Origin of the sequence: Methanocella arvoryzae MRE50 (assembly GCF_000063445.1) — an archaeon.
Taxonomy (GTDB): Archaea; Halobacteriota; Methanocellia; order Methanocellales; family Methanocellaceae; genus Methanocella_A; species Methanocella_A arvoryzae.
In genome coordinates this window covers 1,238,697-1,259,704 of the sequence record NC_009464.1, presented here as the reverse complement: position 1 = coordinate 1,259,704, position 21,008 = coordinate 1,238,697, and the positions used below count along the sequence as shown (strand labels likewise).

20 protein-coding genes are annotated in these 21,008 nt (G+C 58.4%); 8 read left to right on the top strand and 12 right to left on the bottom strand.

Annotated features, from left to right (window positions below; all coding sequences use genetic code 11):
• Positions 1-31: 31 nt before the first annotated feature.
• Entirely contained in the window at positions 32-970 is a 939-nt protein-coding gene (gene argC / locus RCI_RS06385) for an N-acetyl-gamma-glutamyl-phosphate reductase (protein WP_012035586.1), read from the top strand.
• A 45-nt stretch (positions 971-1,015) separates the two neighbouring features.
• On the opposite strand, the gene RCI_RS06380 is transcribed toward argC, so the two are convergent.
• Positions 1,016-2,230, bottom strand: a complete 1,215-nt coding sequence (locus RCI_RS06380) for a phosphoglycerate kinase (RefSeq protein WP_012035585.1) — start codon at positions 2,228-2,230, stop codon at positions 1,016-1,018.
• A 401-nt stretch (positions 2,231-2,631) separates the two neighbouring features.
• Between RCI_RS06380 and RCI_RS06375 the strand changes: the two genes are divergently transcribed.
• Positions 2,632-3,264 carry a hypothetical protein gene (locus RCI_RS06375; RefSeq protein WP_012035584.1) on the top strand — a complete coding sequence of 211 codons (633 nt, stop codon included), beginning with the start codon at positions 2,632-2,634 and terminating at the stop codon, positions 3,262-3,264.
• 305 nt (positions 3,265-3,569) lie between these two features.
• On the opposite strand, the gene RCI_RS06370 is transcribed toward RCI_RS06375, so the two are convergent.
• Positions 3,570-5,198 (bottom strand): L-lactate permease, encoded by a 1,629-nt coding sequence (locus RCI_RS06370; protein WP_012035583.1) that lies wholly within the window; start codon positions 5,196-5,198, stop codon positions 3,570-3,572.
• Positions 5,199-5,416: 218 nt separating this feature from the next.
• Complete coding sequence (locus tag RCI_RS06365; protein ID WP_012035582.1) at positions 5,417-7,033, bottom strand: L-lactate permease; 1,617 nt, start codon at positions 7,031-7,033, stop codon at positions 5,417-5,419.
• An 80-nt stretch (positions 7,034-7,113) separates the two neighbouring features.
• Here RCI_RS06365 and RCI_RS06360 point away from each other — a divergent pair, with 80 nt between their 5' ends.
• Entirely contained in the window at positions 7,114-7,935 is an 822-nt protein-coding gene (locus tag RCI_RS06360) for a TrmB family transcriptional regulator (RefSeq protein ID WP_012035581.1), read from the top strand.
• Between the two features lie 2 nt (positions 7,936-7,937).
• Here RCI_RS06360 and RCI_RS06355 read toward each other — a convergent pair whose 3' ends face one another.
• From RCI_RS06355 to RCI_RS17175, 4 genes are read right to left on the bottom strand one after another with little or no spacing between them, the layout of a single operon-like run.
• On the bottom strand, positions 7,938-8,426 hold the full coding sequence (locus tag RCI_RS06355) for a GNAT family N-acetyltransferase (protein ID WP_012035580.1): 489 nt from the start codon (positions 8,424-8,426) through the stop codon (positions 7,938-7,940).
• A 38-nt stretch (positions 8,427-8,464) separates the two neighbouring features.
• Positions 8,465-10,408 carry a heavy metal translocating P-type ATPase gene (locus RCI_RS06350; RefSeq protein ID WP_012035579.1) on the bottom strand — a complete coding sequence of 648 codons (1,944 nt, stop codon included), beginning with the start codon at positions 10,406-10,408 and terminating at the stop codon, positions 8,465-8,467.
• A 6-nt stretch (positions 10,409-10,414) separates the two neighbouring features.
• Positions 10,415-10,639, bottom strand: a complete 225-nt coding sequence (locus RCI_RS06345; protein ID WP_012035578.1) for a cation transporter — start codon at positions 10,637-10,639, stop codon at positions 10,415-10,417.
• Positions 10,640-10,659: 20 nt separating this feature from the next.
• Positions 10,660-10,818 (bottom strand): hypothetical protein, encoded by a 159-nt coding sequence (locus tag RCI_RS17175; RefSeq protein WP_173363041.1) that lies wholly within the window; start codon positions 10,816-10,818, stop codon positions 10,660-10,662.
• A gap of 168 nt (positions 10,819-10,986) precedes the next feature.
• Here RCI_RS17175 and RCI_RS06340 point away from each other — a divergent pair, with 168 nt between their 5' ends.
• The 3 genes from RCI_RS06340 to RCI_RS06330 all read left to right on the top strand — a co-directional run bounded on the left by RCI_RS06340 (position 10,987) and on the right by RCI_RS06330 (position 13,614).
• Positions 10,987-11,769: a TrmB family transcriptional regulator gene (locus RCI_RS06340; protein WP_012035577.1), complete on the top strand. Its 783-nt coding sequence runs from the start codon at positions 10,987-10,989 to the stop codon at positions 11,767-11,769.
• Between the two features lie 53 nt (positions 11,770-11,822).
• Positions 11,823-12,029, top strand: a complete 207-nt coding sequence (locus RCI_RS06335) for a YwbE family protein (protein ID WP_012035576.1) — start codon at positions 11,823-11,825, stop codon at positions 12,027-12,029.
• 178 nt (positions 12,030-12,207) lie between these two features.
• Positions 12,208-13,614, top strand: a complete 1,407-nt coding sequence (locus tag RCI_RS06330; protein ID WP_012035575.1) for a LeuA family protein — start codon at positions 12,208-12,210, stop codon at positions 13,612-13,614.
• A 29-nt stretch (positions 13,615-13,643) separates the two neighbouring features.
• On the opposite strand, the gene RCI_RS06325 is transcribed toward RCI_RS06330, so the two are convergent.
• Both RCI_RS06325 and RCI_RS06320 read right to left on the bottom strand, forming a co-directional pair.
• Entirely contained in the window at positions 13,644-14,516 is an 873-nt protein-coding gene (locus RCI_RS06325; RefSeq protein WP_048198175.1) for an MBL fold metallo-hydrolase, read from the bottom strand.
• Between the two features lie 138 nt (positions 14,517-14,654).
• Positions 14,655-15,785, bottom strand: coding sequence for a hypothetical protein (locus tag RCI_RS06320; protein ID WP_012035573.1), 1,131 nt, complete (start codon positions 15,783-15,785; stop codon positions 14,655-14,657).
• Between the two features lie 230 nt (positions 15,786-16,015).
• On the opposite strand from RCI_RS06320, the gene RCI_RS06315 reads away from it, so the two are divergent.
• Positions 16,016-16,243: a hypothetical protein gene (locus tag RCI_RS06315; protein WP_012035572.1), complete on the top strand. Its 228-nt coding sequence runs from the start codon at positions 16,016-16,018 to the stop codon at positions 16,241-16,243.
• Positions 16,244-16,476: 233 nt separating this feature from the next.
• Here the strand turns inward: RCI_RS06315 and RCI_RS06310 are convergent, their stop codons facing one another.
• The 3 genes from RCI_RS06310 to RCI_RS06300 all read right to left on the bottom strand — a co-directional run bounded on the left by RCI_RS06310 (position 16,477) and on the right by RCI_RS06300 (position 19,243).
• Complete coding sequence (locus RCI_RS06310; protein WP_048198171.1) at positions 16,477-17,142, bottom strand: alpha/beta hydrolase; 666 nt, start codon at positions 17,140-17,142, stop codon at positions 16,477-16,479.
• A 110-nt stretch (positions 17,143-17,252) separates the two neighbouring features.
• A complete protein-coding gene (locus tag RCI_RS06305; protein ID WP_012035570.1) occupies positions 17,253-18,266 on the bottom strand; it encodes an isocitrate/isopropylmalate dehydrogenase family protein in 1,014 nt (337 codons plus the stop codon).
• On the bottom strand, positions 18,266-19,243 hold the full coding sequence (locus RCI_RS06300; RefSeq protein WP_012035569.1) for a methanogenesis marker 2 protein: 978 nt from the start codon (positions 19,241-19,243) through the stop codon (positions 18,266-18,268). Before RCI_RS06300 ends, RCI_RS06305 begins: the two co-directional genes overlap by 1 nt.
• Positions 19,244-19,298: 55 nt before the next feature.
• On the opposite strand from RCI_RS06300, the gene RCI_RS06295 reads away from it, so the two are divergent.
• Positions 19,299-20,960: a replication factor C large subunit gene (locus RCI_RS06295; RefSeq protein ID WP_012035568.1), complete on the top strand. Its 1,662-nt coding sequence runs from the start codon at positions 19,299-19,301 to the stop codon at positions 20,958-20,960.
• Positions 20,961-21,008: the final 48 nt, after the last annotated feature.

The window sequence follows — 21,008 nt, the reverse complement described above, 5'->3', positions numbered from 1 at the left end:
ATGATTGCCCCCATCAAAAACTTTTGATAATATGTCCTACAAGATCTTCGTCGACGGCCAGGAAGGCACCACCGGCCTCCAGATCCACGAATACCTGGCCCGGCGCACCGACGTCGAGGTGCTCAGGATCGATTCCGCCAGGCGTAAGGACCCGGCTGAGCGGAAGCGGCTGATCAGCGAATCGGACGTCACTTTTCTGTGCCTGCCGGACGAGGCTGCCAGAGAATCGGCGGCCCTGGCCGAGAATTCTGATGCCTGCATCATCGACACCTCGACCGCTCACCGCGTCAACCCGGCCTGGGCCTACGGCCTGCCCGAACTGGACAAAGGCCAGAGGCAGAAGATCCGGGCGTCGAAGCGCATAGCGAACCCCGGCTGCCACGCAACTGCCTTCATCCTGGCTGTGAAGCCGTTAATTGCATCGGGCCTCCTGCCGGCCGACACCAGGCTCGCGGCCAGCTCGATCACCGGCTACTCTGGCGGCGGCAAGAAGATGATCGAGGACTACAACGGCCCTAAACGCGGCTGGTCGCCCAGGCCCTACGGGCTGCCGCTGGCCCACAAGCACCTGCCCGAAATGTGCGCTTACACAGGCCTGACCGTTTCGCCGATCTTCCAGCCCATCGTCGGCTCGTTCTACAAAGGCCTGACCGTGACCGTCTACCTCGACCCGAAGCAGTTTACCCGGGCGGCGGCTCCCGGCGACATCCAGAACCTACTGGCCGACTATTACGCGGGCGAACAGTTCGTCCGGGTAGCCCCGATCGATCTGGAGCGCAACACTCAGGGCGGCTTCTTCGACGTCGAAGGCTGTAACGACACGAACTACGCCGACCTGTTCGTCTTCGGCAACAACGACCGCATAGTGCTGATGTCCCGCCTCGACAACCTCGGCAAAGGCGCTTCCGGCGCTGCAGTACAGGCCATGAACGTGCACCTGGGGGTCGAAGAGAGCCTGGGTCTGATATAAATAGCGTTTTCTTTAAAACAAGAAAGGCCAGATATACCTGGCCTTCTATTTCCTCATCGCTTTTGCTGCCTTGAGCGCCTCTATGGCGGGCATGCGCTTGCCACTTAAGAAGTCTATCGCAGCGCCGCCGCCGGTGGAGACGTGGCTGATCTTGCCTTCGATGCCCAGGGTCTCGACTGCCGCGGAGCTGTGGCCGCCGCCTACTACTGAGAACTTCGCTTTGGTGGCCGCCATGAGCATCTCGTTGGTGCCGGCGCTAAAGTCGGGGTTTTCGAAGATGCCGGCCGGGCCGTTGAGGACTACCTTATCCGATTTCCGGACGATGTCGTTGAAGAGGGCGATGGTCTCTCTGCCGATATCTGAGACTACGTAGTCAGTGGGAAGGCTCTTGACGCTCATCTCGACGCGCTTGCCGTCTTTGTTGATGGCCACGTCGGTGGGCAGGACTATTTTGCCGTCGAAGGCTTTGAGGATCTCTCTGGCCCTGTCGATCTCTCCGAGGTACTCGTTCTTCTCTATGAAGGCCAGGTTAGGCTTGCCAATGTTTATTCCAGCGGCCGCGAGGAAGATGTTGGCGACGACGCCGGTGACCAGCACTTTGGTGGCGATGTTCTTCTCTAGCACGTTTCTGGTCACGCTGATGCTGTCGTCGACCTTGGCGCCGCCCAGGACATACGTCGTCTCCCCGCCGCCGGTGAGCGCCTTGTTCAGGGAGTCGATCTCTTTTTCCATGAGCCTGCCTGCCCCTGACGGGAGCACGGGGGTGAAGCCTACCAGGGAGCACTGGGACCTGTGGGACGCGCCGAAGGCGTCGTTCAGGAAAGCCTGGGCGAGAGGTGCGAGCTTCTTGACCAGATGCGTTTTAGCATGGGCCTCCGGTGCCTGCTCCAGCTGTTCTTCTGCATAGAAGCGCACGTTCTCGAGGAGCAGGACGTCGCCGGGCTCTGCCTCCACGATCTCTGACCGGGCGTGGGAGCCGAAGATGTCGTCCACATACCGGACGTTCTGCTCCAGGTATTTCTGGAGCCGCCTGGCATGATCCTCCATGGTGGTAAAATCCTTTTTGCCGGGCCTGCTCTGGTGTGCCAGGAGCACCACTTTAGCCTCGTCCAGCTCCCGGATCGTCGGCACGCTCTCCCGGATACGCTTGTCGTCGAGAATCTTGCCGTCCGGGCTCATCGGGGAGTTGAACTCTACCCGCAGCAGCACAGTCTTTCCCTTGAAGGAGAAATCATCCATCGTGTTATAGTCGCGCTCCATAACAATCCATCCTGCATAAGCATACGATTTGAATCATATCCTCAAATTATCCCGGCCTTTCAACTCTAACCGCATCCAGGCGCACCTTCATTCAGAGGGAAGGACAGCGCGTGACCGCCGGCCAGGAGATTACCTCTATGTGGCCTTGTTGCCATATTATTGTGCCAGTATGATATATCATTGTACCGCTTGCTAATGCATATATATCTCTCGGAGACTGTCCACAGCGTGGCTGATACGTCCTGTATACGTGGAAATAGCTGCCGGGCTGTCGTCGTCCGCCTTCGGCTGTGCAGACAGGCGTCATTTAATCCCGGAGCTGGCGTAAGCGCTGCTTACGGCCGACAGGCCCGGCCTCGATAAAGTTTTGTACTTTCCTGCCGTAAGCGATCGATGATCCTATGAACGGCGAGACCTCCCGTGGAAAAGCAGCGGCCGTCCTGGCGCTATTCGCCTTCATCCTGCTGTTGACCTACTTCTGGCCCGTACCCCTTTACGCCACCGACCTGCGGAACCTGACCCCCGACCCTTTCAGGGCTGACGTAGACCGGTACCTCGAAAAGCTGCCGCCGGAAGAACGGGCCGCTCTTCTCCTGCCCCCGCCCGAAATCGTGAGAGCGACGAACGCGACCCTCAACGACCTGGTGATCACTCATGGCGAGCTCAACGCCACCGCATGGATAAAGGAAAACACCCTGGATTCTGACAGGTTCGTAGCCGACATCTTCGGGGCGGAGCTCATCATGGGCATGACCACCCGGGTCTCGACCGAAGGAGGCGACTGGGCTAACGCCCCCGACCCCATCCAGAAGATGACAGACACCAACGAGATCTTTACTACAAAAGACCCTGCCCGGGCTTACCAGCTGGCCAAAGGGCTGAACGCCACCTACGCCTTCGTCCCCCAGCACCGCCGCCTCAACACAGGGTGGTGGGTCTCTCCTTCGGAAGTCAGTAAGGAGAAGTTCGAGGATGGGCGGTACTTCCAGAAGGTGTACAGCAACGAAGATGTGGCAATCTACAAGATCTTATAGTTTCCCTGATCGGCGACTCCGCAATACGAACGCTGCGCTGTGCTAATCCTCACAGATGCCACAGATTCTGATTGATTCCACAGATTTCTCTGCTGTGCTATCCATTAGGAATCTGTGGATTCTGTTTCAATCTGTGGCATCTGTGTGGTTTAGCACAGCGCAGCGTTTGTCTTGCTGTCTCACCACCCAGGAGCAATCAGAAAACGCACAGCGCAGCGTTCGTCATCGTTCGCGAGCTCATCTATAACTTTTATAAAAGAGGATTCGCCCGCCTGTCCAGCAGGGCGAAAATGGAAACTCTGTCTTCAGAACCCGATGCCGACCTTCAGGAAGAAGAACGTCATGATGCAGGTCACTGCCGTCAGCCCGAGGGCTACCCAGATGTTTATCTTCATGACCTCGCTCTCCGTCCTGCTGCTCTCCCCAAGGACTGCGCAGGCATTGTAGATCTTCGAGGGGGTGATGGCGCTGGCGATGCCGCCCGCCACTGCGAGAGAGCCGAAGGCGAGGGCGAACTTTTCGGCGCCGATGGTCTGGCTGACCGCCACGTTCTGGATCTTGGCGAACATGATATTCGAGGAGGTTTCGCTGCCGCCGATCACGCAGCCGATGAAGCCGGGGATTGGGGCGACGAGGCCGTAGTAGGCGCCGAAGGCGGCGGCGAGCGCCACTCCGATGATGCCGTCCATGTTTGCTTCCAGCACGCTCGTGGGGACGAACTGGCCCCCGATGACTGAGCCGCCGGAGTAGTACATGATGTAGGCGATGCAGAAGAACATCGTGTACGTCATGAAGGGGCTGAAGAAGCGTTTCACTGTCAGGTCCAGCGCTTGCGAGACCTGAGCTTTGCTGGCTCCCAGGGTAAAGATGCCTATGACGGAGGCGACCAGGATCCAGGTGTAGGCCTGGGAGAGGATGTCGAGGTCGACCTTCTGGTTGGCGAAGGCGGTGATGACCTCCAGGTTCCCGGGGACGCCCTTGAGGATGCCTGCGATCTGCGGGACGCTGGCGATGCTGACCAGGAGGATCAGGATGACCCACGGAGACAGCGCCTTGACCAGAGATATTCCAGTGGCTCTGGCCCCGCCGTCTGCCATGGCCGGCTGTTTCGCCGTCTCCTGCAGCGCAACCTCCTTTTTACCGAGGTACTGGCCGGCTATATGGTAGAGGTACAGCGAGAGCATGGAGGCACTGCCTGCAACGACTCCCACTATCGACAGGGGCACTATCTGGGTGTAGACCAGAACCAGAGCTGTCAGGGATATGACCAGGCCCGACAGGAGGGCAGGCACCCAGGACCGTTTCATGGCTTCCATCCCTCCCACCACTATCAGGATGGCGAAGGCGAAGAGGACGCTGATCACGGGGAGGTAGATCGAGATGTTCATGGCGAACGAGTGCTCGGTGATAGGTATTCCCATTCCTGCCGCGGCGCTGGCCGGGAGGGTGATCGGAAGGGAGAGCAGCGCGAACGAGCACAGCGGGTCGTAGCCAAGGCAGGCGATCGCAATTGCGGCCACCGGAGTAAAGCCCATGGCGACCAGCAGGGGCGGGAACAGCGCAGGCGTGACGAGCCCCAGCGCCGTCACGAAAGAGCCGAAGCCCATGCCCACGAACAGCGCCTTCTCTTCCTTATTGCCGGCCACGCGGTGGATGGCGTCTGAGATGCGGTTCAGCGCACCCGTGACCTGCATCAGGAACACCATGAACATAGCGAATACGACTGTTATGCCGATGCCCAGGGACTTGAGAACCCCCATGACTATCCCGCCATAGATGATATCGAGGCCGGTGTTGAAGTACCACCATGCCAGGAATGCGGTCAGCGCCAGAGCCACGATGACCATTACCGAGCCAGACTTCTTGAATAGCACGATCCCCGTGAATACGACGAGGAGGGGAAGTAAAGATATTATCAAGCCTGCTATGTCCATAGTAAAACCTTTGATCTCAGTTTAGACTCTGCACGATATGGATATACACATTTGTACATGATTGTACTTTTATGTACATAGATACCCACTAAATATAAATAGGTTGCTGTGCGGGACCAAACTCTAAGGGCGTAATATTATCGCATGTCCGCCCCGGCATAACTGCAAAAAGGATATAGCCCCACCTTTTACAGTGGGGCCGTATGGCAACTTAATTGTTAGAATCCCAGCCCTATCTTCAGGAACAGGAAGGTCATGACGCAGGTCACCGCGGTCAGGACGATGGCTACTCCCGCGTTGACTTTCATGACTTCGCTCTCCGTCTTGCCGCCCTCTCCCAGTGTGGCACAGGCGTTGTGGATTTTCGAGGGAGTGATGGCGCTGGCGATGCCGCCGGCGACAGCCATGGAACCGAAGGCGAGGGCGAACTTGTCCGCGCCGATGGTCTGGCTGACCGCCACATTCTGGATCTTGGCGAACATGACGTTGGAAGACGTCTCACTGCCGCCGATAACCGAGCCGATGAAGCCGGGGATTGGGGCGACGAGGCCGTAGTATGAGCCGAAGGCCGCGGCCAGAGCCAGTCCGATGATGCCGTCCATGTTGGCCTCCAGGGCTCCGGGGACGAACTTGCCCGCGATGACTGAGCCCCCGGAGTAGTACATGATGTAGGCGATGGAGAAGAACAGGCTGTACGCCAGGAACGGGCCCAGGAACCGTTTTACTGTAGTGTCCATGGCTTTCGATACCTGCTCTTTCGTAGCTCCCATAGTGAAGATGCCTATTACAGAGGCGACCAGGATCCAGGTGTATGCCTGGGAGAGGAAGTCCAGGTCTACCTTCTGGTTGGCAAAGGCGGTGATGACTTCAGCGTTGCCCGGCGCATCTTTGAGGACGGCGGAGATCTGGGGCACGCTGACGATGCCCACCAGCAGGATCAGGATGAGCCACGGGGAAAGCGCCCTCAGGAGGGACATCTTCCGGGCCGGAGCGCTCGTGGTTCCACCGTCTGCCGCTACTGTGGCAACAGGAGTCTCTTTCGACAGGTGGCTGCGGATTCTACTGTACGCATACAGGGTGATCATTGACAGTCCGCCTGCTACCACGCCTACGACCGATATCGGCACTATGTTCGTATAGACCATGCCGAGCGCGGATAGCGAGATGACCAGGCCCGACAGGAGCGCCGGCAGCCAGGACCGCTTTACGGCCTCAACTCCTCCCACCACTATCAGGATGGCGAAGGCGAAGAGGACGCTGATCACGGGGAGGTAGATCGAGATGTTCATGGCGAACGAGTGCTCGGTGATAGGTATTCCCATTCCTGCGACAGTGCTGGCCGGCAGGGTGATCGGCAGGGACAGCAGCGCGAACGAGCACAGCGGGTCGTAGCCCAGGCAGGCGATCGCTATTGCGGCCAGCGGTGTGAAGCCCATGGCGACCAGCAGAGGCGGGAACAGGGTCGGGGTGACGAGGCCGAGCGCTGTCACGAACGAGCCGAAGCCCATGCCGACGAACAGCGCTTTTTCCTCCCTGGTGCCTGCGATATTGTGGATGGCATCAGATATGCGGTTCAGCGCCCCGGTGATCTGCATGAGGAATACCATGAACATGGCGAACACGATGGCAACGGCAATGCCCAGGGACTTGAGAATGCCCATGATGATGCCGCCAAAGATGACGTCGAGGCCGGTGTTGAAGTACCACCATGCCAGGAATGCGGTCAGCGCCAGCGCGACAACGACCATTACCGAACCGGATTTTTTAAACAATACGATCCCCAGGAACACTACGATCAGGGGAAGCAACGAGATTATCAGACCCGCAATATCCATAGGTAAACCCCTCTATCTCTCCGACAAAGGGTCCGCCTAAAACCTATATATACCAGTATAACTTGATTGTACGTAGCTATATGGAGCAGCATTTCGACGAAAAAACGCTGTCAAAGCTCAGCATGTTCGGGATGACGGAATACGAGTCCAAGGTCTACCTGACGCTCCTGGTCAAAGGCGCCCAGGAGGCCAGCAAAGTATCCCGGTACTCAGGCCTTCCCCGCCCGCACACTTATTCCGTTTTGAAAACCCTGCAGATGCGCGGCCTCGTCACTGTCATACCCGAATCGGTGAACCGCTACCGTGCGGTGCCGCTGGACGAAGGGCTGGACCTGCTCATCGAGGAGAAGGAGAAACAGTTCTCGTCCCTCCGCATCGCCCGGGACCAGCTCCTGTCGGAGATCAAGCCGAAGGAAGCGATCCCCGACGGCAGCCATTCCATCGTTTCCCTGTACTACGGCCGGCAGAACGTCTACAAGCTGGTCGACGAGATGTTCCAGCGGTGCGAGCACGACGTGGATATCATGACCACTTCCCACGGCATCGTCCGGTTCTACAAATACTTCAGCGACGTGGCCTCGCAGTTCCGGAGAAAGGACATCGCCGTCCGGTTTATTGCCCCGATCACTCCTGACGTGGAGGACGTCGCCCAGAAGCTGGCCCGGCTGGTAGAGCTCCGGCGAATCGACACGCTGCCCCCCATCCGGTTCGTGCTGGTGGACGGCAAAGAGGTACTGTTCGCCGAGTACCCCGAAGACGACTTCAAGTCTACGGGCAAAGAGACCGGCATCTGGATCAACCAGCCCGAGCTGGGCCGGATGATGAAGACGCTGTTCGACAACACATGGAAGACTACCACTGCTTATCCTGAGCTGCAGAAAACGACGGAAAAAGAGGACTGAGCTCAGACTTTCTTACCTACTATAACCAGGCTGTGGGGAACGCCGTCCAGTTCCGCCACGTCCGGGAGGTAAGCCCACTGCTCGAAGCCGAATTTCTTGAAGAGGCTCAGGCTCGGGGCGTTGTGGGCGAAGATGAACCCCAGCAGGGTTTTTACACCGATTGCGGGGCTGTGATCGATCGCCTTCCCGAGCAGAGTTCCGCCGATGCCCTTTCCCCTGTGCTCAGGGGCGACATAAACGCTGATCTCTACCGTAGCGTTATAAGCGGGTCGGCCGTAGAACGAGGAAAAGCTGAGCCACCCGCAGATCTCTCCGTCGATCTCCGCTACCCAGAGAGGCCTTGTGGCCGGATTATGCTCTCCGAACCACTGCAGCCGGCTGGCTACGGTAACCGGCTCCGTGTCAGCAGTCACCATCCGGCCGGGCACCGTCGAGTTGTATATCTCGACTATCCTGGGAAGATCGCTCCCGGTGGCATCCCTGATTATCATCAGGCTACCCGTCGCTGATTAAGTATAAAAAAGCTGCGTCAGGCCGGCCCTGGCTGTACTGGCCGCTCCGTCCCGCCCTTCCCCTTCTCCTTATCTTTCCGGGTATCCGTCCGCCAGCTCAGCCCTCCGCCATATCGAATCAGCCGCATGCCGTTGAGGATGACGATGAAGATGCTGGCCTCGTGGATGAACATGCCTGACGCGAGCACGACGACTTTGAGCAGCACTCCCGCCACCAGCAGAAGGACGACCAGCAGTGAAAACGCCGTGTTCTGCATGATGATGCCCAGCGTCTTCCGGCTGAGCCCTATCGTATAGGCGATCCGGTCGAGGCGGTCGGACATGAGGGCGATATCAGCGGTCTCGATGGCCACGTCGGTGCCGGCGGCGCCCATCGCGATGCCGATGTCGGCGGCTGCCATGGCCGGAGCGTCGTTGATTCCGTCGCCCACCATGGCTACCACTCCGTGTTTCTTCAGCTCCTTGATTGCCTCTACCTTGTTTTCGGGCAGCAGCTCTGCCCGGTACTCGTCGATGCCCAGGCGGCCTGCGATAGCGCGGGCGGTGCGCTCGTTGTCGCCCGTCAGCATGACTACCTTCTTCACGCCCGCCTGCTTGAGCCTGGAGATCAGGTCCTTTGCTTCCTCTCTTACCGTGTCTGCCAGAGAGATCACTGCGAGCAGCTCTCCTTCCTCGATCAGGAATACCGCGGTGCTTCCTCGCTCTTCCTCCCCCTGCACGTACGCTTCGGCGACTGCCGTCAGGCTGAAGCCAGTTTCGGCCAGCAGCCGCCGGTTGCCCACCGTGAGGCTTCGGCCTCCGTGCCTGGCGATCACTCCCCTGCCAGGCAACACCTTGAAGTCCTCAGGATCCGGCAGGGCCACTCCCTGCGGCACTTTCTTTAGCACTGCCCGGCCCAGGTGGTGTTCGGACATCTTCTCCGCCACCGCCGCCTTAAACACTGCCTCGTCTGCCGTCCCCTTGAATGCCCGGACGTTCACCACTTCCAGCTCGCCCTTCGTCAGCGTGCCTGTCTTGTCCATGGCCACTATGTTGATACGGCCGGCCCGCTCCAGGTGAGCGCCGCCTTTGATGAGCACTCCCCGTCCGGCAGCGTTCCCGATGCCGGTAACCACGGCGATAGGCGTCGAGATGACCAGGGCTCCCGGGCAGGAGATGACCAGCAGCGTCAGCGCTACCAGCGGATCTCTCGTCAGGAGGAATACGCCTATGGCCAGCACGATGATCGCCGGAGTATAGTACTTCGCGAACCGCTCGATCAGCTGCTGGGTCGGGGCCCGCTGTTCCTGCGCTTCCTCAACCAGCGATATGATTCTGGCCAGCGTGGTGTCTTCCCCGCTGCGCCTCGTCTCGATCTCGATGAAGCCGACCTCGTTGACCGTACCGCTGAAGACCTGCTCCCCGGGGCCTTTGCTCACCGGTACTGACTCGCCTGTGATCGACGCCTGGTTGACCTGGGCTTCGCCTTTCAGGACGATGCCGTCTACCGGCAGCTTTTCCCCTGGCCTGACAATGACGATCTCCCCTGGCCTGACCTCCTGCGGATCCACGGTTACAATTTTCCCGTCTCTTCTCACCGACGCTGTGGTGGGAGCCAGGCTCATGAGCGACCGGAGCGCGTTCCTGGTCCGGTCCAGCGTCAGCGCCTCCAGATAGCCTCCGAAGGTGAACAGGAAAATGACCACGGCCGCTTCCCAGTACTCGCCGATGAGGATCGCCCCGATGGAGGCGATGGTCACCAGCGCCTGGATACCCAGTACCTTATATCGAAGCTGGATGACAGCGCTCTTAGCGATGCCGAAGCCGCCGATGACGGCGGCCAGTATCCACAGGGCGCTGCTTAACTGCTCGTACTGCAGCTTACCGGCGGCAAACGCGGCTACGAGTAATGCGCCGGAGATCACTGTCACGATCAGCTTGCCGTTCTTCCGGTAAAATTTTCTCAGGTCAGCCAGGGTCATATCGATCTACTGCTTGATGTCCTTCACGCCGTAGCCGATGCTCTCGATCAGCTTAACGATGTTTTCGACTTTCGTGACCTCTGGGTCGTAGACGACCTTCACCTTGCTGGAAGTGTACAGAACCTCGGCGTTCGAGACGCCCTTGCTGTTCCTGAGCACCATGGCGATCTTCATCGCGCAGTCCGGGCAGCTCAGGTTTTCGAGCTGCATGATCACTTTCTTCTCTTCCATCGATCACACCTTTCCCGTAACTATTTCTCGCACTCGAAGCACATCGTCTTGCCTTCGATGTCGGTGAAAAACTCTTTCTTGCACTTCTCGCAGATGACTTTACGGAAGCTGGGCCCTTTCGTGGGCTCAGCCATCTCCAGGTCTTTCATGTTCAGTCCACACAGGCACTTGTAGCTCATAAGATCACTCCTCAATACATCTATCTATACGGCTAAATAGTTGCCGTTCAGGGATTCTGTCAGTCATGCTGTCCGGTTAGATCGCATGATCTGTCGATCAGTAAGTTACCGGGGCGACAGATAAGGATAGTGTTACTTTAAGAAGGTGAAATCCAACTAGTATATCGTATGGTGCTCGACGAAAAAGTGCTGACAACTCTGCAGCGTATGGGCATGACCTATTACGGCGCTAAGGCCTATGCGGTCCTCGTGGCCAGCGGGCCCTCATCTCCCTCCGCCATCGCGAGAGAGGCGGAGGTGCCCCGGTCCAAGATTTATGAGACGCTGAAGCGCCTGGAAGAAAGCGGCTGGGTCCGGGTAGAGAGGAGCAGGCCGCTCACTTACAAGCCTGTATACCCAAAGGAAGCCATCGAAGAGCGCCGCAAGGCGCTTAATGCGGAGATCGAGTACGCGTCTGCCGAACTGTCCTCAGTATACGACCGGCAGGTCGATCAGGAGGCGCCTAACGTAAAGCTCATCAGGGGCATGGATAACATCGTGCCCCGGATAGAGGACATGATATCGAGGGCAAGGCACGATGTCTGCATGCTAGGGGCCCTGTACACCAGGGACGAGATCGCCAGAGTGAAAAAGTACCTGGCGAGCGCGAGGAAGCGAGGAGTGAACGTCCGCATCATCACCCGGCCGACGATCGCCACGGGTGAGGGCGGCATCGCCACTGTCGAGGCGTTTTCGATGGCGGGCAGCGATATCCGGCTCTTCAGGACGCCGTTCATCAAGTTCGTAGTGATAGATGGCCGCGAGATAATGATCATGTTCTCCCGGGTGGAAGACGACGTGCCTGACGCCCGGAATGCCGTGGCTATCTGGACGCCCAACCCGGACATATCCTCTTACATGCTGAGCAACTTCAACATGATGTGGGATGCAGCTGACGCCCCCGGAAAGTAGTTCCCGCATTTCGCCCGGCAGCCTTTTATCCTGCTGCACCCATATGGCCTTTCATGGCCGACGGGAAGATCAGAAAAGACGTAAAAATCGGCGCTACCGTGGACATCGTGCTCAAGCAGGACCAGCCAACCGGCAAGCTGACACGGGGCATCGTTGCGGCGATCCTCACTAATTCCCCTACCCATCCTCACGGGATCAAGGTCCGGCTGAGAGATGGGAGAGTGGGCAGAATAAAGGTGATAGTAGATCAAGCGTCGTAATTCGGACCTTTTCCGGAGATACTCAGAAATTTACCATATTATTCGGAAATAAATCGATTCTACCGCCTGTAATTCGAATTACTTGTTTAATCCTGCAGAATTCTGCCAGTTCGAAGACATAAATCTTTTAAACTAGCACATAGTATGTAGTTCTGAATTTACGGTAGGTGACCTTTCGATGATGAGAACGTACGAAGACATGCCCAAAATACGGCTCCCCCACTCGGCGGAAATCAAGATCAGCGACACGACCATTCGTGATGGCTGTCAGATGCCCGGCGTAGTGATGAAGAAGTCCCACAAGCTCCAGATTTTCGAGTACCTCCACGAGATGGGGGTGGAAAAGCTCGAGACGTTCGTCTATAACGACCGTGACAAGGACGCCTGTAAGAGTATGATGGACTACGGCTACGAGTTCCCGGAGGTCACCGGCTGGGCCAGGGCAAACCCGGCAGACATCGACGAGGTGCTCAAGGTCGACGGCATCAGGGAAACCGGCATTCTGATGTCGGTGTCCGACTCCCACATCTTCGACAAGATGGGCCTGAAGAGCTACGCTGAGGCGGAACAGAAATACCTCAAGGCGCTCCAGTACGCGATCGATCACGGGCTCAAGACCCGGTGCCACATAGAGGACACCTCCCGGGCTAACTACGAATTCGTATATCCCTTCGTCCAGAAGCTCATCGAAATAGACCCCGACACCATCATCAGGATCTGCGACACCCTGGGCTACGGCATCCCCTTCCCCGGGTATGAGGAGCCCTACGGCATCCCCACAGTGGTCAAGAATCTGAAAGAGATGGGCGTGAAACACATCGAGATGCACGTCCACGACGATTTCGGCCTCGGCATCGGGAACACGCTGGCCGGCCTGTGGTACGGCGCGGACTGGGCCAGCCTGACCTTCCTCGGCATTGGCGAGCGTGCCGGCAACACTGAACTGGAAAAGATCATGGCCTTCCTGATCACCAGGGTCGAGGGCTTCGAGAAGTACAACCTACAGAAGGCGACAGAGTTCGCGGAGTACATGGAACAGGAGATCGGCCTGCGCGTCCCGAGGAACAAAGCCATCGTGGGCAAGAACATCTTCTCCCACGAGTCCGGCATCCACACCGCCGGCATCATCAAGAATCCCTTCACCTACGAGCCCTTCCCGCCCGAGCTTGTCGGCGGCAAGAGGAACCTCATGATCGGCGACACCTCCGGCACAGATGTCATCCGCCTCAAGGTCGAGGAAGCCCTGTCAGAACTGCTCGGCATCAAAGCCCAGGTAAACAAGCACGACCCCCGCATCAAGTGCATCCACAAGGACATCCAGAAGATGTACGATGCCGAGGACAGGCGTTCCTCCGTATCGGACGAGGAACTGCACGACTTCGTGCGCAAGTACTTCGTATTCCAGGTGGACGGCGAAGACGAGCGCGAGGAGCATGAAGCCCCGGCCCCGGTAACCCGGAAGAAAGCGGTCACCGCTCCCCGGATTCCGGCCGAGCTGATGCCTGCCGTGAGCCCCGCTTCGATCAACCTCGGGCAGGGCCCCAAATTCAAGGTCTCGAAGAAGACGTCCGGGAAGAAGAAGTAATCCGGGCGCCTCTATTTTTAACCTTTTTTTCACCGGCTCAGCGGCACTTCCTTCCGGGGAAGCCTGTCAAAGGTAAACGTGTCCCCGTGCTTCAGGTATGTGACCCTTGATTCCAGCCCGGCTTCTTTCACCGCTTTCTGGAAATCCTCCAGCGGCGACTTAAACACGTCATAGTCGTTGTAGTGGATGGGTATGGAGTGCCCGGGCTTGATGATCCGGATCGCTTCGATGCCCTGCTCCGCGTCCATGGTCACGAGAATGCCCATGATCCGGGTGCCGCCGAGGTGAAACAGCGCCAGGTCGATATCGTGGTACCGCTTCGGTATCTCCTTCAGGTCGTCGAACACCAGCGTATCTCCCGAAATGTATATCCTGGGGCCTGAGACAGCGTTGCCTTTGCCCCATTCCAGCATGCTGCCCATCACTTCGGGCAGCGCGATGTCCAGGACTGGAGGGCCATGCTTGCCCGGCAGGGAGGTGATGCGCGCCCACACTCCTCCTTTATTGACGGTGATCTGGTCCCACGTATCGAGCGGCCGCGTGTTGGTGAAGCCCTTATCCTTGAGCACGCTCGCCGCTTCCGGGGTGGTGACGACCGGTATGTCTTTGCGCAGCTTTTCAGTGGCCACGTCATCCCAGTGATCGCCGTGCATGTGTGACAAAAGGCAGAAGTCGATCTCGGGCAGCCGCTCGATCTCGACCGCCGGATTCGTCAGTCTCTCTGCCGTCAGCCCGTACCCGAGGTGCACGTGATCACCTGCGTGGACGAAGTTCGGGTCGGTAAGAATGGTGAAGCCGTTATTTCTGATGATCGTGGTCGCTGTCCCCACGAAAAAGATCGAGCCCGGCTCGTCCGTGGCCCTGGCGCTTCCAGGTAAATTCAGCGTGTGATGTCTGGCCATAGTTAAACCTCCGGCGCCTGCAGGCTCAGGCATGACGGTTCAGCGCTGCAGCACGTCGTTTGGTATCAGTAATAAATCGCCGGCCCGGCTGATAGTGTTTCTCCACATTTTGATCAGCCGTGTTGAAGAGCCCGGGATTCAGGTACCAGTGAACTTTGCCAGGTACACGTCCCAAGTCTCTACGTCCCCCGGACTGCCGGTCGAGCCCACGATGACCAGATCTCCGTCAGCCGTCATCGTTCCCGCCCTGGTGAACACGTCCCTGTCCGCCCCGTATGTTTGCAGCCACCTGACCTCTCCGGCGAAGTCTGTCCTGATCAGCAGGCTCTCGTATCGCATGCCAGAGCTATTACTATCGCCAACGCCTGCCATGCCTATGATCACGTAGTCTCCCCCGGGCGTCTCGTGAACATTATAGCCCTTCTGCGTTCCACTCCCGCTGAACGCTTTCTGCCACATGAGATTGCCGCCGGCGTCGAGTTTGAACAGGCACACGCTGCTCGGGCCCTCACGCAGGTTGTCGTAGCCGACTGCGATGAAACCCCCGTCAGCCGTCTGTCTGGCGTAGTATGCTACGCTATCCTTATACCCGCCGAGCTTCTGGTCCCACTGCCAGTGGCCGCCGGCATCGATCTTGAGCAGGTAAGCGGCACTGCTGTTAGCCGTAACCCCGTGGCTCCCCGCAATGATGTACCCTCCGTCAGTTGTGGGCTCGATCGAGAGGGCCAGGTCGTTATAGGCTCCTCCATAAGCCCTGTCCCATTCCTTTTCGCCCCTGGCATCGGTCTTGATCAGGTAAATATCGCTGCTGCCGTTGCCGAACGACTCGGTCACGCCTGCGATGAGGTACCCGCCGTCCGGCGTCTGCAGCAGTGCCCGGCCTTCGTCATAGCCGGGTCCTCCGAACGTCTTCTCCCACAACGGGTTACCGGCCGCATCCGTACGGACAAGGTATACGTCGCCACTGCCCTGGCCGTAGGACTCGGTCGTGCCAGCGATGGCGTAGCCGCCATCAGCCGTCTCTATCACCGCATAGCCATAGTCGAAGCTCTCTCCTCCGTAGGTCCTTTTCCAGAGCTGGTTGCCATTCCTGTCGGTCTTCAGGAGGAACGCGTCCCTGTCCCCCTTATAGGTCGGGCTGGTGCCTCCCGTAACTGCATAGCCGCCGTCGCCGGTCCGGGCGACCGAGCTGCCGTAATCGTAGTAGCCCCAGTCGTATGCCTTGCTCCACTCTATCTGGGGCGGACTGTCGGCAGGCCGGGCCTGCAACGAAGCCGGAAAGACCCCCAGGATGGCGGCTATGACAGCGCCTGCCAGCGCAACTCCTGCGATCAGACGATAGCTGATATTGATCCCCGGTGATCATCTATCGCATCGCTGGTGTTATAGCTGTGCCGGGAAAATGTTACCAATCATTCCTGCAGAGATATCCAATCGCTCCGCTATGCATACCAGATGCTTAAATCCTTCACATTACTGAAAACCAGGAGGAAAAAATAATGAAGACACTAATAATCTGCGAATCCGTACACCACGGCTGCACCAAAAAGGTAGCCGACAGCATGGCCGGCCCGCTAAAGGCCGAAGTAAAGAAGCCCGGGGAAGTAGACGCCGACCTGCTCGCCACCTATGATCTGATCGGCTTCGGCGGCACCAACAAGGGCAGGCCGGACGAGAGCGACCTCGAGAAGGCCAGGGAGTTTGCGGCCAGAGTTGCCGGGAAGTAAAAGCCATATTTATGCTATAGCCACAGCAGTACGGCGATTATTAACCACAGAGGCACAGAGGTGCACAGAGGCTCACCATAATAGATTTAAATCTGTCCTTCTATCCAAAAATCTCTGTGCGTCTCTGTGTTTCTCTGTGCCTCTGTGGTGAACCGTTTCTCTGTGCGTCTCTGTGGTGAATCTGCCTCTGGGAGTCTCAGTGGTAGAAATGAAACATGGTGGGTTATGCTGTGCTAGTAATCGGATACAATTGCGGCCAGGTGTTTGCCGATCTCTTCGAACGTGGCCTCAAGCAGGTAAGTGTCGTTGTGGGCTGCGTTCTCAATGCATGTCACGGGCACGCCTTTTGTATTCTGCTCCTCACAGGCTTTGACTATCTCTGGTATGTCCCTGGAACCGTAGATGATAGCCGCCGGCCGGTCGCTTTGCTCCCACAAGGGCAGGGCCTCGCATATCTCGAAGATTGTCTCCGGAGAAGCTGCCCGAGCCCGGAAGCTGCGCTTTTTCATGCCGTCGTGTGTCTGCTGGGTATAGGTCTTACAAAGTGCCGGCGATATGGCGATTGCCAGGTCTGCGCTGCTCAGGAGGGCGAGCCTGCCTCCGAGGGAGTGGCCGACTACGGCAACCTTGCCGTAAGCCCTGCAGAACTGGACGGCGGTCTCCACATCCTCGATCACCCGGTCAGTCAGCATCAGCGAGTGCTCGCCGTGGCCGCGGAGATCGATCGTACACGTGGCGATACCCATCTCCGCTATCCTCCACGCAAGCCCGAGCTGTTCCTCTTTACAGCCGCCGTAGCCGTGGACGATCACGACTGCCGCTCCTGAGCTGTACGGCATCATAAGAATGGCCGGGATATGGAACCCGTCCCCGCGGATGATCTTTCGCTGGACTTCCATAAATATCACATACGAGATGATGGTATATATCAGGCGGCCATAGACGAAAAGACTTGTCTTCTCACCCGGTGAAAAAGAGAAAAGCCCGGGCCAGCGGCCCGTATGCTCATTTATAAGTTCTTGATTATCTCGTCAGCCATCTCGCTGGTCTTCGCGCTGCCGCCAAGGTCGTATGTAATGGTCTTGCCTTCGGCGATGACCTTTTCGGTGGCCTTGAATATCTTCTGGGCTGCCTGCTTCTCGCCGAGGTAGTCGAGCATCCAGGCGCCCGCCAGAATGGTTGCGACCGGGTTGGTCTTGTCCATGCCCCTGTACTTCGGGGCGCTGCCGTGGGCGGGCTCGAACATGGCCTTCTTATCGCCGATGTTGGCCGAATAGATTAACCCGATGCTGCCGACCAGCGCAGAGCACTCTTCGCTCAGCACGTCCATGAACAGGTTGGTCGAGAGCAGCACCTTCTGGTTGAATATTAAGGGATTCTTGATGAGCTGCTGGGCCACGTTGTCGATATGGTATTCTTCCAGCTCTATGCCCGGGAAGTCGTGCTTGACCTTCTCGCACTCCTGCAGGAACGTGCCGTCGGTCTTCTTGAGGATGTTGCTCTTGTGGATTGCTACAACAGCCTTCCAGCCCCTGCGCTGCGCTTCCTCGAAGGCGTACTTCGCGATGCGCATGCAGGCGGGCCTGGTGATCTTCCTGATGGCGATGACGACGTCGTCGGTGATCTGGATCTCTTCCCCGACGTACAGGCCTTCGGTGCCCTCCCTCACGCAGACGAAGTCAACTTCGCCCAGCGGGGACGGGGTTCCCTTGTAGGACTTGATCGGCCTGACGTTGGCGTACAGATCGTACCGCTGCCTGATGGAGACGGCCACGCTCTTGGGCGAGCCTATGCCGCCCGGGGTCGTGGTCGGGCCTTTGAAAATGGCGTCGGCCTCGTCCATGCTCTTCCAGGACTGCTCGGGGATGAGCGTGTTGCCGCCGTTGGCCTGCCACCACTCGGCTCCGCCCGGGCATTCGATAAACTCTACGTTAGCGCCGGTGGCCTTCATGACCTTCATGGCCGCTGCCATGAGCTCGGGGCCTACGCCGTCGCCGTTGAGGACTGCTACTTTCTTGGACATTACTGGTTGCACCCTTTGACAGGCCGGAGCCCGGTGATATTGTGCTTCGTGAAGTCGAAAACCGTGGCTCGCTCGCCGCCCCTGACTATGTCGAGGTGGCTGCCCGGCACTATCTTACCAATACGAGAAGCATTAAGTTTGTGGTTGTTGAAGACTTCGATTACTCTGGCAGTGTTCTCCGGCCTGCAGGTCACGATGAATCCCATGCCGGGGTACATTTTCAGCCACCGGTCCCAGTCAAGCGAGGCCGGCTTAGGTATGCTGTCGAGCTCTACCTCTGCGCCGGCTCCGGAGACTTCGAGGATCATGCCAAGCGTTCCGAGGATGCCGGGGTTGCTGACGTCCTTGCCCGCCGTGAGCAGGTGGCGTTCCCCCAGCTCTACCATCGATTCCATCTGGTGCCTGACGATTGCCGCTTCCTTCAGGAAGGTCGAGTCCCAGTTCATGTCGCAGGACGGGTGCACCCGGCCGTCGAGGTCTATGCCGAGCACTATGTCGTCGCCTTCCTTCGCGGTGCTGCTATAGATGATGCTGTCCTTTTTGACCCGGCCCAGAATGGCCACGTCGACAGCCGTGTAAGGTGTATCAGGGTGTATGTGTCCCCCCACGATGGGGACGCCCAGCTTCTCCACGCCGGCCTTCATGCCTTTGAGGACTTTTTCAGAAAGCTCCGGGGAGCTGGAGGAGAAAATATCGACCATACCCAGCGCCCGGCCGCCCATGGCTGCGATGTCGTGGACGTTGACCAGGATCGCGCAGTAGCCGGACCATTCCGGGTCAGCCCTCATCAGCCTGTCCCAGATGCCATCGGCAGCGAGCAGCAGCGCCTCCTCGCCGGCTTCGATGATGGCGGCGTCCTCCCCGAAGGAAGGGTTGGTGCCCTTCTCGTCGAACATGTTGACAATGTTTTTAATAGAATGCTTACGGGTGGCGCCGAGATAGTCCCGCAGCGATTCTGCCAGTGACTCCAGTTTCATCAAGGGTAGTATACCATCCAAATGTTAATTTACTTACGGGTAGAAATAGGGTTCGATGACTGCGGACAACGACACCCGGGACTGGACTGAGAAATACCGGCCGGTCAGCCTCGCCGATATCGTCGGCAACGATGCTGCCGTAAAAGCCCTCAGGCAGTGGGCGGAGACCTTCGGCACCGGCAAGAAAGCGGTCATCCTCTACGGCGGCCCGGGCGTGGGTAAGACTTCCGCAGCGCTGGCGCTCGCCCACGATATGGGCTGGGACTATATCGAGCTAAACGCCTCTGACGTCCGCACGAAGGACGCGATCAACCGGATCGCCGGTCCCGCGGCTATGGCGGGCACATTCGAAGGCACCGGAGGACGGCGTTTAGTCATCCTGGACGAGGCGGACAACCTGCACGGCAACTACGACCGGGGCGGAGAGGCGGCCATCATCAACGTCATCAGGAACGCCAGCCAGCCTGTCATCCTCATCGCCAACGACATGTACGCTATGTCTAAGCCCCTTCGGGAGTCGGCACTACAGATCCAGTTCCGGGCCATTTTGAGCACTTCCGTTGCCAAAGTCCTGAGGAAGGTCTGCGCTAATGAAGGCCTGAAATGCGATCCTGAGGCCCTGATGAAGATCGCCGAGCGGACGAACGATCTTCGATCTGCCATCAACGACCTGCAGGCAGCCGCCCAGGGCAGCGGCCAGGTCACGGTCGCGGACGTCTCGACCGGAGACCGGGACGTACCTGAGACCATCTTCAAAGTCATGGGCATGATCTTCCGGGGCAAGAACATGCGGGAGGCGCTGAACGCCACATACGGGCTGGACGAGAATCCCGAGGACCTGATCGGCTGGGTAGACGAGAACCTGCCTCGGGAGTACCAGGACGACGATCTGGAGCGAGGCTTCGAAGCGCTCTCCCGGGCCGACGTGTACCTGGGCCGGACGAGAAGGCGGCAAGACTATGGCATGTGGCGGTACGCCGGGTTCATGATGGTCTGCGGCGTCAACCGGGCCCGGCGCCGGCACTACGGCGGCTTTTCCCGGTACAGCCCCCCGACCTACTGGCAAAAGCTGGGCAGGGCGAAATCCACTCGCGTCACCAGGGACTCGATCGCCGCGAAGGTCGGCAAGGCCTGCCACTGCTCGAAAGCCGAGGCCCGCTCTACCTACCTGCCACTCCTTCGTTTCCTCTTTGATAAGGACGAGTATGCCATCAGGCTCTCGGCTCAGCTAAAGCTGGAGGAAGACGAGATCGCCTTCCTGCTCGATGCGAAGAAGGCGTCGAAAAAAGTGGGCGAGATATACAAGAAATCCAGGGCTCTGATCGAAGAGGAGATCGAGGAAGAGATCGATCTGTTCGCCCGCTTCGGCAAACGCCCTGGCAAGCCAGAGGCGGGAGAGCCGCGGGAATCCCTGTTCATGGCCGGGGAGGAAGAGGAAAAACCCTCCCGTGAGAAGTCTGCGAAGCTCGATGCCTTCGGGGAGATCGAAAAGCCGAAGAGGAAGCGCCGCAAAGCCCCTGACGGAGGAGCGCCGATCGAGGACGGGCCGGAAGAACCCGGGGAAGCGCCGATGGCAGCGGCGATGCCGGCTGCCACCGAATCTTTCGGGCCCGCCGGTGCTCCTGCACCACAGGAATCTCCTCTGCCAGAGCCGGAGAAGCCGCCTGCAGCCGAGGATAAATGCAGTAAAAAACAGCGTACGCTGTTCGACTTTTAAAATTCTGTCAGATCGAATGCGTGCTCCCAGCCGATAATACCGACAGGG